The sequence below is a fragment of the Duganella sp. Dugasp78 genome, assembly GCF_059491455.1.
In genome coordinates, this window is record NZ_CP168506.1 from 4,380,933 (window position 1) to 4,394,259 (window position 13,327).

Annotated in this window: 14 protein-coding genes; 8 read left to right on the top strand and 6 right to left on the bottom strand. The window is 63.4% G+C overall.

The features are described 5' to 3' along the window. Positions 1–99 precede the first annotated feature (99 nt). Positions 100–2,682, top strand: coding sequence for an ATP-dependent chaperone ClpB (gene clpB, locus ACEN9O_RS19495; RefSeq protein ID WP_495613477.1), 2,583 nt, complete (start codon positions 100–102; stop codon positions 2,680–2,682). A gap of 8 nt (positions 2,683–2,690) precedes the next feature. Here the strand turns inward: clpB and ACEN9O_RS19500 are convergent, their stop codons facing one another. After that, the gene (locus ACEN9O_RS19500; protein WP_495613478.1) at positions 2,691–3,614 is read right to left on the bottom strand and encodes a GGDEF domain-containing protein; all 924 of its coding nucleotides are present in this window, start codon (positions 3,612–3,614) and stop codon (positions 2,691–2,693) included. Positions 3,615–3,712: 98 nt separating this feature from the next. Continuing rightward, positions 3,713–4,501, bottom strand: coding sequence for an AraC family transcriptional regulator (locus tag ACEN9O_RS19505; RefSeq protein WP_495613479.1), 789 nt, complete (start codon positions 4,499–4,501; stop codon positions 3,713–3,715). Between the two features lie 94 nt (positions 4,502–4,595). On the opposite strand from ACEN9O_RS19505, the gene ACEN9O_RS19510 reads away from it, so the two are divergent. The 3 genes from ACEN9O_RS19510 to aceA all read left to right on the top strand — a co-directional run bounded on the left by ACEN9O_RS19510 (position 4,596) and on the right by aceA (position 7,882). Further along, entirely contained in the window at positions 4,596–5,816 is a 1,221-nt protein-coding gene (locus ACEN9O_RS19510; RefSeq protein WP_495613480.1) for an MFS transporter, read from the top strand. A gap of 36 nt (positions 5,817–5,852) precedes the next feature. After that, positions 5,853–6,347: a ribonuclease E activity regulator RraA gene (rraA, locus tag ACEN9O_RS19515; RefSeq protein ID WP_495613481.1), complete on the top strand. Its 495-nt coding sequence runs from the start codon at positions 5,853–5,855 to the stop codon at positions 6,345–6,347. A 239-nt stretch (positions 6,348–6,586) separates the two neighbouring features. Then, positions 6,587–7,882, top strand: coding sequence for an isocitrate lyase (aceA, locus tag ACEN9O_RS19520; protein ID WP_495613482.1), 1,296 nt, complete (start codon positions 6,587–6,589; stop codon positions 7,880–7,882). 47 nt (positions 7,883–7,929) lie between these two features. Here aceA and ACEN9O_RS19525 read toward each other — a convergent pair whose 3' ends face one another. Both ACEN9O_RS19525 and ACEN9O_RS19530 read right to left on the bottom strand, forming a co-directional pair. Continuing rightward, positions 7,930–8,151 (bottom strand): hypothetical protein, encoded by a 222-nt coding sequence (locus ACEN9O_RS19525; protein ID WP_495613483.1) that lies wholly within the window; start codon positions 8,149–8,151, stop codon positions 7,930–7,932. A 2-nt stretch (positions 8,152–8,153) separates the two neighbouring features. Continuing rightward, positions 8,154–8,411, bottom strand: a complete 258-nt coding sequence (locus tag ACEN9O_RS19530) for a hypothetical protein (RefSeq protein WP_492923629.1) — start codon at positions 8,409–8,411, stop codon at positions 8,154–8,156. A 176-nt stretch (positions 8,412–8,587) separates the two neighbouring features. Here ACEN9O_RS19530 and ACEN9O_RS19535 point away from each other — a divergent pair, with 176 nt between their 5' ends. Further along, positions 8,588–9,517 carry a 23S rRNA (adenine(2030)-N(6))-methyltransferase RlmJ gene (locus ACEN9O_RS19535; RefSeq protein WP_495613484.1) on the top strand — a complete coding sequence of 310 codons (930 nt, stop codon included), beginning with the start codon at positions 8,588–8,590 and terminating at the stop codon, positions 9,515–9,517. Between the two features lie 105 nt (positions 9,518–9,622). Beyond that, a complete protein-coding gene (locus ACEN9O_RS19540) occupies positions 9,623–10,891 on the top strand; it encodes an EAL and HDOD domain-containing protein (protein ID WP_495613485.1) in 1,269 nt (422 codons plus the stop codon). Between the two features lie 87 nt (positions 10,892–10,978). On the opposite strand, the gene ACEN9O_RS19545 is transcribed toward ACEN9O_RS19540, so the two are convergent. Next, positions 10,979–11,704: an SAM-dependent methyltransferase gene (locus ACEN9O_RS19545; RefSeq protein ID WP_495613486.1), complete on the bottom strand. Its 726-nt coding sequence runs from the start codon at positions 11,702–11,704 to the stop codon at positions 10,979–10,981. Positions 11,705–11,712: 8 nt separating this feature from the next. Continuing rightward, positions 11,713–12,303, bottom strand: coding sequence for a Maf-like protein (locus ACEN9O_RS19550; protein ID WP_495613487.1), 591 nt, complete (start codon positions 12,301–12,303; stop codon positions 11,713–11,715). A 128-nt stretch (positions 12,304–12,431) separates the two neighbouring features. Between ACEN9O_RS19550 and ACEN9O_RS19555 the strand changes: the two genes are divergently transcribed. Both ACEN9O_RS19555 and rpmF read left to right on the top strand, forming a co-directional pair. Then, positions 12,432–12,929, top strand: a complete 498-nt coding sequence (locus ACEN9O_RS19555) for a YceD family protein (RefSeq protein WP_495613488.1) — start codon at positions 12,432–12,434, stop codon at positions 12,927–12,929. A gap of 183 nt (positions 12,930–13,112) precedes the next feature. Continuing rightward, positions 13,113–13,295: a 50S ribosomal protein L32 gene (gene rpmF, locus ACEN9O_RS19560; protein ID WP_008449924.1), complete on the top strand. Its 183-nt coding sequence runs from the start codon at positions 13,113–13,115 to the stop codon at positions 13,293–13,295. The last annotated feature ends 32 nt before the right edge of the window (positions 13,296–13,327 follow it).

Genomic DNA, 13,327 nt, shown 5'->3' on the forward strand with positions numbered 1-13,327 from the left:
TGATGCAGGTCATGGATTTGTGTATTTAAAAGGTGTCTCCTTGAAAACGGATCGCATATCCCTATGTATGCGATAAGTTAAATTGATCGGAGCAATTCCATGCGGCAAGACAAACTCACCACCAAACTCCAGGAAGCCTTGTCGGACTCGCAGAGTCTGGCTGTGGGCAATGACAATCAATACATCGAGCCGGTCCACCTGCTGACCGCGCTGCTGAACCAGAACGACGGCAGCGCGCGCTCCCTGCTGCAGCGCGCCGGCGTCAATGTCGGCGGCCTGAGCAAGGCGCTGGGCGCCTCGCTGGAGCGCCTGCCCAAGGTGTCCGGCACCGGCGGCGATGTCCAGGCCAGCCGCGAGCTGGTCGGCGTGCTCAACCTGGCGGACAAGGAGGCGCAAAAGCGCGTCGACCAGTTCATCTCCAGCGAGATGGTGCTGCTGGCGCTGACCGAGGACAAGTCCGACGCCGGCAAGCTGGCGCGCGAGAACGGCCTGGTCCGCAAATCGCTGGAGGCGGCCATCGACACCGTGCGCGGCGGCGCCAAGGTCGACAACGCCGAGGCCGAAGGCCAGCGCGAAGCCCTGAAAAAATACACGCTGGACCTGACCGAGCGCGCCCGCGCCGGCAAGCTCGATCCCGTGATCGGCCGCGACGACGAGATCCGCCGCGCGATCCAGGTGCTGCAGCGCCGCACCAAGAACAATCCCGTGCTGATCGGCGAACCCGGCGTCGGCAAGACCGCCATCGTCGAAGGCCTGGCGCAACGCATCGTCAACAACGAGGTGCCCGATTCGCTCAAGGGCAAGCGCGTGCTGTCGCTGGACATGGCGGCACTGGTGGCGGGCGCCAAGTACCGCGGCGAGTTCGAGGAGCGCCTGAAGGCGGTGCTCAAGGAGCTGGCCATGGACGAGGGCCAGACCATCGTCTTCATCGACGAGATGCACACGATGGTCGGCGCCGGCAAGGCCGATGGCGCCATGGACGCCGGCAATATGCTCAAGCCGGCGCTGGCGCGCGGCGAGCTGCATTGCGTTGGCGCGACCACGCTGGACGAGTACCGCAAGTACATCGAGAAGGACGCCGCGCTGGAGCGCCGCTTCCAGAAGATCCTGGTCGACGAGCCGTCGGTCGAGGCCACCATCGCCATCCTGCGCGGCTTGCAGGACAAGTATGAGCTGCACCACAAGGTCGCCATCTCGGACGCCGCCATCATCGCCGCGGCCGAGCTGTCGCACCGCTACATCACCGACCGCTTCCTGCCCGACAAGGCGATCGACCTGATCGACGAGGCGGCGTCCAAGATCAAGATCGAGATCGATTCCAAGCCGGAGGTGATGGACAAGCTGGAACGCCGCCTGATCCAGCTGAAGATCGAAAAGGAAGCCGTCAAGAAGGAGAAGGACGAGGCCTCGCGCCGCCGCCAGGACCTGATCGACGAGGAGATCGTCAAGCTGGGCCGGGAGCTGAACGACTACGAGGAAATCCTCAAGGCCGAGAAGGCGGTGGTGCAGGGCAGCACCCACATCAAGGAAGAGATCGACCGCATCAAGCTGCAGATGGAGCAGGCCACGCGCGAGAGCAACTGGCAGCGCGTGTCGGAGCTGCAGTACGGCCGCCTGCCCGAGCTGGAGGCGCAGCTCAAGCAGGCCGAGAGCGCCAACCTGAACGCCGGCGAGGCCGCCAAGCCCAAGCTGCTGCGCACCGAAGTCGGCGCCGAGGAAATCGCCGAGGTGGTGTCGCGCGCGACCGGCATCCCGGTGTCGCGCATGATGCAGGGCGAGCGCGACAAGCTGCTGCACATCGAGGAGAAGCTGCACGAGCGCGTGGTGGGCCAGGACGAGGCGATCGACGCCGTCTCCGACGCCATCCGCCGTTCGCGCGCGGGCCTGTCGGACCCGAACCGTCCGTACGGCTCCTTCATGTTCCTGGGGCCGACCGGGGTCGGCAAGACGGAATTGTCCAAGGCGCTGGCAGGCTTCCTGTTCGACACCGAGGAATCGATGATACGCATCGACATGAGCGAGTTCATGGAGAAGCATTCGGTGGCCCGCCTGATCGGCGCGCCGCCCGGCTACGTGGGCTACGACGAGGGCGGCTACCTGACCGAGGCCGTGCGCCGCAAGCCGTACAGCGTGATCCTGCTCGACGAGGTGGAGAAGGCGCACCCGGACGTGTTCAACGTGCTGCTGCAGGCGCTGGACGACGGCCGCATGACGGACGGCCAGGGCCGCACGGTGGACTTCAAGAACACGGTCATCATCATGACCTCCAACCTGGGCTCGCACAAGATCCAGGCGATGGAGGAGTCCGATCCGGGCGTGGTCAAGCTGGCGGTGATGGCCGAGGTGCGCTCGCACTTCCGGCCGGAGTTCATCAACCGTATCGATGAGATTGTGGTGTTCCACGGCCTCGATGAGAAGAACATCGGCGCCATCGCCAAGATCCAGCTGGCGATCCTGGAGCAGCGCCTGGCCAAGATGGAGATGACGCTGTCCGTCACCGAAGCGGCGCTGCACAAGATCGCCGAGGCGGGCTACGATCCGGTGTATGGCGCGCGGCCGTTGAAGCGGGCGATCCAGCAGCAGATCGAAAATCCGCTGTCCAAGCTGATCCTGCAAGGCCGCTTCGGCCCCAAGGACACCATCCACGTCGACGCCGTGAATGGCGAGTTGAGCTTCAGCTGATCGCGGCGCTAGGCGCCGTGGTGGACGATGCGGTTGCGGCCGTCGCGCTTGGCGCGGTACAGCGCATCGTCCGCCCGCTTCAACACGTCCTCGCTTGAGGTATCGCCGGGCAGCATTTCGCTCAGGCCGCCGCTGATGGTGGCGCCGCTGCCCAGCGTGCCCAGCTCCCGCAACTGTTCCGCGATGCGCAGCCGCAGCCGCTCGGCGATCGGCACCGCCTGCTCCCAGCTGGTGTGCGGCATCAGGATCACGAACTCGTCGCCGCCCAGCCGGGCCGGAAAGTCGGTGCTGCGCAGCTCGTGCCGGCAGACCTCGGCCGTGGTCTGGATCGCCTTGTCGCCGCTCAGGTGGCCATACTTGTCGTTGATGTCCTTGAAGTGGTCGATGTCGAAGATCAGCACCGAGGCCGGTGTCTTGTAGCGGGCGTGCCGCTCGTGGTTGTCGCTGAGCGCCTGCATCAGCTTGCGGCGGTTGGCCAGGCCGGACAGCGAGTCGGTCTCGCTCTGCATGCGCAGCAGCGCCTCCAGTTTCTTGCTGGCGGTGATATTGCTGGCCACCCACAGCACGGCATCCTCGCCCAGCACCTGGTATTCCAGCGCCTGCAGCCGGCCTTCAAACCAGATGGTGTCTTCCGGGCCGTCGCTGTCCAGGCCTATCACATCCTTGCGGTCGAGCCGGTACTCGACCACGTGCAAGCCTTTCTTGGCCAGCGCGACGGCGATCTGCGCCAGGAACCATGCCGCTTTCTCGGTGTTCAGCACCTCGGCGATGCGCTTGCCGACCAGCGTGCTGCCGTCATGGTAGTAGCGGGCGTCGGTGCCGCCGAAGATGGCGGCGTAGACGCCGCTGCGCGTCAGGATAAATGCCGGGTCCGGCAGCGCGGCCAGCAGCGCTGCGATCTGCTCGCTCGAGAAGAGAGACACGTCCGTCATGCGATACCGCTTTTCCAGTTGTTGAATTTCCACTAATGTACCGTACTTTCGTCCAAGACAACGTTAACGGTGCATTGACCGAAAACTTGACCGTTTATCTATCTTTCAGCAAAAAAAGCTGTCGGCGTGCTGCCGAAGGTCTTTTTGAACATGGCGGAGAAGGCCGACTGGCTGGCATAGCCCAGCTGCGCCGCCACCTGCGACAGCGGCACGCCGCGCGTGATCAGCGGCGCCGCGTGCGCCAGCCGCACCTGCTGGCGCCACTGGCTGAAGCTCATGCCCAGCTCGCGCTCGAACAGGCGCGTCAGCGTGCGCTCGGAGGCGCCGACCCGGCCGGCCCAGCCCTCCAGCGTGTGCTCGGCGCCGGGATCGGCGATCAGCGCGTCGCACAGGGTTTTCAGGCGCTTGTCGTGCGGCAGCGGCACGCGCAGCGCACGGCCGGCGCAGCGCGGCAGTTCGTCGAGGATCATGTCGGCCAGCAGCTGCTCGCGCCCGGACTGCTCGGCCTGGTCGTGCTGCTCCAGCGCGGCCATCAGCTCGCGCAACAGGCTGGACACTTCGACCACCTTGCAGGCGTCGGGGAAGGGCGAGCGGCTGGCGTGCACGCACAGCGGGCGCAGCCGGGTCGGCTCCAGCACCGTGATCGCGTGCTCGATGTCCGGCGCGATCCAGACGGCGCGCTGCGGCGGCACGATCCAGCTGCTGTGGTTGGCCGTCACCCGCATCACGCCCTGCATCGCGTAGGTGAACTGGCCCCACGGATGGTGGTGCGGCAGCAGCACGGCGTCGGCCGGCAGGTCGCGGCCGGACATGGTCAGCGGCCTGGCCTCGGTGGGAAAGTCGCAGTGCCAGTTGAATTGCGTATGCGTGACGACTGGTATCGGCATGGCGGATTTTCGATAAATGTTGACCCGCTATCTTAAATCGGTCTGGCGGCAAATGCTTACACTGTCCTTTCTTTTTTTGAAACGGAGAGCCGGCATGAACCACACATCGTTGCTGCGGCAGGACGCCAGGGTCATCGGCCTGGTCGGGCTGGCGCATGGCACATCGCATTTTTACCACGTGATCCTGGCGGCGCTGATTCCGTGGCTGAAGCCGGAATTCCATCTTTCCTATGCCGAACTGGGCTTTCTGATGACGGTGTTCTTCACCGTCTCCGGCGTGGGGCAGGCGATGGCCGGTTTCGTGGTCGACCGCTACAGCGCGCGCACGGTGCTGTTCAGCGGCATCGCGCTGCTGGGCTTGTCGGCGGTGATGCTGTCCGGCGCGCACAGCTACGCGCAGCTGATGCTGGGGGCTGTCCTGGCCGGTTGCGGCAACAGCGTGTTTCATCCGGCCGACTACACCTTGCTGAACCAGCGGGTGTCCAAGGCGCGGCTGGCACACGGCTTTTCGGTGCACGGTATCAGCGGCAATATCGGCTGGGCGGTTTCGCCCCTGTTCCTGACCTTCGTGGCCGGCCGCACGGACTGGCGCACGGCGCTGCTGAGCGCGGCCTTGCTGCCGCTGGCGGTGCTGGCGCTGCTGGTCTGGAACCGCCATGCGCTGCGGGCGGAACCGGTCGCGGCGACGGCGGCTGCTGCTGCGGGCGGCAGGAGTGGTGCGTTCAGCTTCCTGCGGCTGCAGGTGGTGTGGATGTGCTTTGCCTTCTTCCTGATCTCGGCGGTGGCGCTGGCCGGCATCCAGAGCTTTGCCGCCACCAGCCTGGTGAGCTTGTACGGCATGTCGCTGGCGTGGGCCACCACGGCCTATACCGCCTACATGCTGGCCTCGGCGGCGGGCATGCTGTACGGCGGCTTCCTGGGTGCCGGCAGCCGTCATCACGACCGCATCATCATGCTGGCGTTCGGCACGGCGGCGCTGCTGGCGCTAGTCCTGGCCGCCGCCGTGCTGCCGGCCTGGCTGGCGGTTGTCCTGATGGGGCTGATCGGCCTGGTGACCGGCATTGCCGGGCCGTCGCGCGATTTGATGATACGCGGCGCGGCGCCGGCCAACGCCACCGGCCGCGTGTTTGGCGTCGTGTATTCCGGCCTGGACAGCGGGCTGGCGCTGGGGCCGTTGCTGTTCGGTGCGCTGATGGACGGCCATCATCCCGCCGGCGTGTTCATCGGTATTGCCGTGTTCCAGGCGCTGGTGATACTGACCGCGATCGGCGTCGGCGGCAAGACCCGCATGGTGGGCGTGCCCAAAACAGCATAGAATCCTTGCTACCTTAATCCAACGCACGGGACCACCATGAGCTTTGCAACCACTGATTTATGCGACGACAACGCCACTCTGCTGGAGGACGGCCGTCTGGCCGTGCTGCCCCCGGTGTTCCTGCACTTTGGCAAGCAGCGGCGTTTTTCAGGCCGCGTGACCACGCTCAAGGTGCATGAGGACAATGCGCTGGTGCGCGCGGTGCTGGAAACCCAGGGCGGCGGCAACGTGCTGGTGATCGACGGCGGCGGCAGCCTGCGGCGCGCGCTGGTCGGCGGCCAGCTGGGCTTGCTCGCGCAGGACAATGGCTGGGCCGGCATCATCGTCGACGGCTGCATCCGCGACACCGACGAGATCAATTCCTGCGAGATCGGCGTGCGCGCGCTGGCCGCCCATCCGCAAAAAAGCGGCAAGAAGGGCGTCGGCGAGCGCAATGTGCGGGTGCATATCCAGGGCGTGCCGGTGCAGCCCGGCGACTGGATCTATGCCGATGCCGACGGCATCCTGGTGGCGCAGCAGATGCTTGCCTGAGCTTCGCGGGTTTTCATCTGGCGAGACATCCATTTCACAATGCGGAAATGAATGACTGGTGGATACGTTCATCTCTCCCATTTTAAGAAATTTCATTTCGTATCATAAAAAATTGTGTTTATGTTGTTGATTTTAAACGAATAATATTGAGTTATGTGTCTTATATAAGACTATTGGCGCATGGCGCAAAGAGGGCTACTATTTATTTAACGGATTTCGTTTTTAAATAGGAGAGCACCATGGCAACTCGTGAACAGCAAATCGCAGCTTTGCAAAAAGACTGGGACAGCAATCCCCGCTGGAAGGGTGTGACCCGCACCTATAGCGCCGAAGATGTGGTGCGCCTGCGCGGCTCCTTGCAGATCGAGCACACCCTGGCCAAGCGCGGCGCGGAAAAACTGTGGCACCTGGTCAATAACGAGCCTTTCGTGAACGCCCTCGGCGCGCTGACCGGCAATCAGGCCATGCAGCAGGTCAAGGCTGGCCTGAAGGCGATTTACCTGTCCGGCTGGCAGGTGGCCGGCGACGCCAACCTGGCCGGCGAGATGTATCCCGACCAGTCGCTGTACCCGGCCAATTCGGTGCCGATGGTGGTCAAGCGCATCAACAACACCTTCCAGCGCGCCGACCAGATCCAGTGGTCGGAAGGCAAGGACGACATCGATTTCTTCGCGCCCATCGTGGCCGACGCGGAAGCCGGTTTCGGCGGCGTGCTGAACGCCTACGAGCTGATGAAATCCATGATCGACGCCGGCGCCGCCGGCGTGCACTTCGAAGACCAGCTGGCGTCGGTCAAGAAATGCGGCCATATGGGCGGCAAGGTGCTGGTGCCCTCGCGCGAGGCCGTGGAAAAACTGACCGCCGCCCGCCTGGCGGCCGACGTCATGGGCACCCCGACGCTGGTGATCGCCCGCACCGACGCCGAGGCGGCCGACCTGCTGACCTCGGACGTGGATGACAACGACAAGCCGTTCTGCACCGGCGAGCGCACTGTGGAAGGCTTCTACAAGGTCAGGCCAGGCATCGACCAGGCGGTCTCGCGCGCATTGGCCTACGCGCCATACGCCGACCTGGTCTGGTGCGAGACCGGCAAGCCCGACCTGGCCTTCGCCCAGCGGTTCGCCGAAGCCGTGCACGCGCGCTTCCCCGGCAAGATGCTGGCCTACAATTGCTCGCCTTCATTCAACTGGAAGAAAAACCTGGACGACGCCACCATCGCCAGGTTCCAGAAGGAACTGGGCGCCATGGGCTACAAGTTCCAGTTCATCACGCTGGCCGGCTTCCATGCACTGAACTACGGCATGTTCAACCTGGCGCACGGCTATGCGCGGCGCCAGATGTCGGCCTTTGTGGAATTGCAGGAAGCGGAATTCGCCGCTGCCGAGAAGGGCTTCACGGCCGTCAAGCACCAGCGTGAAGTCGGCACCGGCTATTTCGACGCGGTCACCCAGTGCATCCAGAACGGCCAGTCGTCGACCACCGCGCTGCATGGTTCGACCGAGGACGAACAATTTTTCGATAAGAAGGTTGCCTGAGCGGGGAGACGCGGCGCAAGGCAGCTTGCTTGCGCCGCGTTGCTGCCTCAGGGCTTGCCGGCCAGATGTTGGTCCAGGTGCTGCTTCAGGCGGCCCTGGAAGTCGTCGATGTCGTTGATGGTGCCCAGGTCGTCGTCAACCTCCAGCATGTGGGTGGAGTGGCCGGGCGCGAACGACACGCTGGCTTCCACCTGACCCTGTTTGTCGGTCAGCGAGTGGCCTTGGACTGCGCCCAGAATGTTGTTCTGGTCGTCCGTAATGATCGTCATTTTCATACCATGCCTCCGCCTTGCAGGTTGTGGAAGGCGCCGCCTATGCCCTTGTTGTGGATCTGGACGAAATAGGTGGCGTTGCCGTTGTTTTCCTTGCGCTTGCTTTGCTGGTCCGCCATGTGGACCGCGCCCAGGTTGGGGGCCTTGACGTCGGCCGAGGCGAACTGCGTGCCATGGTCGCTGGGGTAGCTGTAGCTCCAGAACGCCGTTTGCCCCGGCGCCAGGAAGGTCAGCGGACCTACGTTATTGAATGCCATAATCTCCTCCATGAAAGATCGCCGCGCCTGCGGATGCAGCCCGGCTCTACCATCTTAGTCACCATGCTGGTGCACGCTTTGACGTAAACGATATGGGCGCTTTTTTGGCGGAGCACGCTTTCTAGTGGATAATGCCGGATTGTTCCGCACCATCTCATTTAGGAAGTACCAAGCTTATGTTGAGTTACCGCCACGGTTTTCACGCGGGTAATCACGCCGATGTGTTGAAGCATTTCGTGACCATCCAGTTGATGCAGTATCTGAATCAGAAAGATACCGCCTACAGCTATATCGACACCCATTCCGGCGCCGGCGTCTATGCGCTGGACGGCACCTTCGCCTCCAAGAACGCCGAGTACGACACCGGCATCGGCCCGCTGTGGGAGCGCACCGACATGCCGGCGCCGCTCAAGGAATACGTCGACCTGGTGCGCGCCATGAACCCCAGCGGCAAGATGCGCTACTACCCCGGTTCGCCCTACATCGCCGACCAGGTCGCGCGCGAGCAGGACCGCCTGCGCCTGTTCGAGCTGCATCCGGCCGACTCCAAGCTGCTGGCCGATAACTTCCGCAAGCTCGACGAGCACGCCGCGCAGCAGGGCATCCGCCCGACCACCCGCGGCAAGCGCGTGCTGGTCACCCGCGGCGACGGCTTCCAGGCGCTGAAGGCGCTGTTGCCGCCGCCGTCGCGCCGCGCGCTGGTGCTGATCGATCCGCCATATGAGGACAAGCAGGACTACAAGAAGGTCAAGGACACGCTGGCCGAAGCACTGGTGCGCTTCCCGACCGGCACCTACGCGGTCTGGTATCCGCTGCTGCAGCGCATGGAGTCGCGCCAGTTCGCCGACAAGCTCAAGCAGCTGCAATGCAGCGACTGGCTCAACGTCGTGCTGACCACCAACACGCCGATGCCGGACGGCTTCGGCCTGCACAGCAGCGGCATGTTCATCCTGAATCCGCCGTACACGCTGGAGCCGATGCTCAAGCAGGTCATGCCCTACCTGGTCAAGGTGCTGGGCAAGGATAGCGGCGCCCGTTTCACGCTGGAGAGCGGCAAACCGACGGCTGCGCGCAACAATGCGGCGCGGCGGCCCGTTACGCGCTAGAAAAATGTTGTCAGGACGGTATAGCTGGGTATAGTCTGGTGATTAGCGGATTGCCGCTTGAGACGGCAACCCGAAATAAAGCAGATTGCGGATTGGGAGCTTCCCATGATGATCGCGCCGTCCACGATGCCATCCAAGCTAGCCGATAATTTCTTTCTCGCGCGCCAGCCCATCCTCAACCGGGGACAGCGGCTGGTGGCTTATGAGCTGCTCTTTCGCGACGCCCGCACCCGCAACGAAGCCAGCGTCACCGACGACGCCGAGGCCACCGCCACCGTGATCGCCCACGCTTCCGAGCTGGGCATGGAGCACGTGGTGGGCGACCAGATGGCCTTCGTCAACGTCGACGCCATCGGCCTGATGAGCGACTTCATCCGTTTTCTGCCGAACGACAAGGTCATCCTGGAAATCCTGGAGACCGTCAAGGCCACGCCGGAAATCCTCGACCGCATCCGCGAGCTGAAGCAGGCCGGCTTCAAGTTCGCGCTGGACGACGTGATCGGCCAGTCCGAGGACGTGCAAAAATTCCAGCCGCTGTGCGACGTCATCAAGGTCGACATCAAGGAAATGCAGCCCGGCACCTTGCCGGCGCTGACGCGCGTGCTGAAGAACCCCAAGCAAAAGCTGCTGGCCGAAAAGGTCGAGACGATGGAGGAGTTCCAGCAATGCATGGAGCTGGGCTTCGAATATTTCCAGGGCTATTATTTCGCGCGTCCCGTCATCCTCAGCGGCAAGAAGATTTCGCCCTCGCAGCGCAGCGTGCTGCACCTGCTGGACCTGCTCAACACCGACGCCAGCAGCCACGAGATCGAACGCAGCGTCAAGCATGACGCGCTGATCACCCTGAATCTGCTGAGGCTGGTGAACACGCCGGCGGTGGGCGCGCGCTACCGCATCAACTCGGTCGGCCACGCGCTGATGGTGCTGGGGCGGCGCCAGCTCAGGCGCTGGCTGCAGATCCTGCTGTACGTGAAGAACGGCGGAGCGCAGGAATTCACCTCGCCCTTGCTGCAACTGGCCACCACGCGCGGCAAGACGCTGGAGCTGATGGTCGAGCATTTGCGGCCGGGGCAGCGCGTCAGCGCCGACATCGGCTTCACGGTGGGCGTGATGTCGCTGATGGATACGCTGTTCTCCATCCACATGCGCGACGTGCTGGAAAGCGTCAACGTGCTGGACGAGGTGCGCGCCGCGCTGCTGCACCGCAGCGGCGACTACGGCAGCATGCTGAGCCTGATCGAGCACCTCGAGCGCAACCGCGACGGCCAGTTGCTGGCGCAGATGCTGCACCAGCTGCAGCTGACCCCGGCCGAGCTGTACGCAATCCAGCTGGCGGCGATCGAGTGGGTCACCGACTACACCCGCAACGTCTGAGCGTCCTTCCCGCGCAGGCGGGAATCCATGCGGTGCCAGCTGCGGAGGCGTTCCATGGATGCCCGCCTGCGCGGGCATGACGCCGGTTTACTGGCCCAGCAGCAGGAACACGGTGGGCTTCTTGTGGAAGTCCGGCGCCTTCGCGCTCTTCCATTGCGACGCACTCATGGTGCGGATGGTTTCCGACGGCAGGCTGAGGTCGGTCGCCACGCACACCAGCGTGCCCGGCGCGCAGGCCGCCACCAGCGCTTCCAGCATGGCGGCGTTGCGGTAGGGCGTCTCGATGAACAGCTGCGTTTGCTTTTCCTTGCGCGAGCGCTGCTCCAATTCCTTGATGCGGGTGGCGCGCTGCGCGGCATCGGTCGGCAGGTAGCCGTTGAAGGCGAAGCTCTGTCCGTTCAACCCGCTCGCCATCACGGCCAGCAGCAGCGACGACGGCCCCACCAGCGGCCGCACCGGGATGTGGTGCTGGTGCGCCAGCCGCACCAGGTCGGCGCCGGGATCGGCCACCGCCGGCACGCCGGCCTCCGACACCAAGCCGCCATCCTGTCCCGCCAGCAGCGGCGCCAGCAGGCCAGCCAGCGCGGCCGCCGGGGTGTTGACGTTGAGTTCGGAGATCTTGATCTCCTGCAGCGGCTTGGCCAGCGGATGGCGGGCGTTGACCAGCTTGAGGAAGGCGCGCGCGGTCTTGGCGTTCTCGGCGACGAAATAGTCGAGCTGCGAGGTGATCTGTTGCACCTGTTCGGGCAGCACGGAGGCGAGCGCTTCAGTCTCGCCCAGGGTGTTCGGTATTAAAAAGAGGGTGCCGGTCATAAAAACAGTCAGGTATTAAAAAAGGAAACGCCGATCTGGCGCAGCATGCCTGTCAGCGCGATCAAAGGCAAGCCGGTGAGGGCGGTCGGGTCGCTGCTGTCGATGCGTTCCAGGATGGCGATGCCCAGTGCCTCGTTCTTGGCGCTGCCGGCGCAGTCGTAGGGCTGCTCGATGCGCAGGTAGGCGTCGAGCTCGGCGTCCGGCAGGTCGCGGAACTTGACGACGGTCCGGATGTCTTCCAATTGGCAGCTTTGGTCGCGGCCATCCCACACGCACAGCGCGGTGTGGAAGATCACCTCGCGGCCGCGCATTTTCTGCAGCTGGGCCAGGGCGTTGGCGTGGTTGCCCGGCTTGCCGATCTGCTCGTCGTCCAGCGTGGCGACCTGGTCGGAGCCGATGACGACGCGGCCCGGCATCTTGGCGGCCACGGCGGCGGCTTTTTCGCGCGCCAGGCGCAGCGCCGTGGCGCTGGGCGTCTCGCCGGGAAGGGGGCTTTCGTCGATGTCCGGCACCGCGACGTCGAACGGCAGTTGCAGCCGTGATAAGAGTTCCCTGCGGTAGGCGGAGCTGGAGGCGAGTACGAGTAAACTTGATGTCATGAGGGGAATGTTATATGCTCTGTCGCCGGTAGTGCCAGCGGCACAAAAAGAACGAAAAATACGCTAAGGCTTTGACTTGGCGATGAAAACCCTGTTATTATCGCAGGTTTTCCGGGGAAATTTCTGTAATGAATGCTATTGTGATCGACGCCTTTGATTTTTGTCGGAGCAACGGCAGCCAGCAAGGCGTGACGCCTGTTGCCGAAATGACCCGTTTGACCCGGGATTGCGCCGATACGTCGGGCACGATCGCCTGGAAAGCAGTAGGGGGCACCAGCAAGATGGGCTTCCCGCAGATGACGCTGTCGGTTGCCGGCACCGTGCAACTGGTCTGCCAGCGCTGCCTGACGCCTTACGCGCACACCATCGATGCTTCGACGGTCTTGATGCTGGGTAAGGACGATGAGCAGGCGGACGAGATTGAAGAAATGATCAACGACGAGACGATCGATGTGATCGTCGGCAGCCGCAGCATGGAGCTGATGGATCTGGTGGAAGACGAAGCGCTGCTGGCCTTGCCGCATACGCCGAAACACGATGTCTGCCCCGATGCCGCCCTGCTGGACAAGGCCAAGAGCGTGAAGTTGTCGCCGTTCGACGCCCTCAAGGGCCTCAAATCCGAATAAGTAGTGTTGTAAAGAACGTGTCAAACGCGTGTAGTAAATCGAGTATGGCAAGTCAGCAGTGAAATGTAGTAAATCTCAGTTTAACTATGCCGGTTCAGTTTTGCCGGCAGGATACTCGATTCGCATGTATTTGCTGGTCGAATGTGTTAAAATTTTAGAACTTATGTATTAGGAGTCATTAACATGGCAGTTCAACAGAACAAGAAGTCCCCTTCGAAGCGCGGTATGCACCGTTCGCACGATTTCCTGGTTGCTCCACAACTGGGCATCGAGCCAACCACCGGTGAAACCCACCTGCGTCACCACATCAGCCCTAACGGCTTTTACCGTGGTCGTAAAGTCCTGAAAACCAAAAACGACGAGTAATCGACGCTTTTGCTGGACCCGGAAATAGGCGG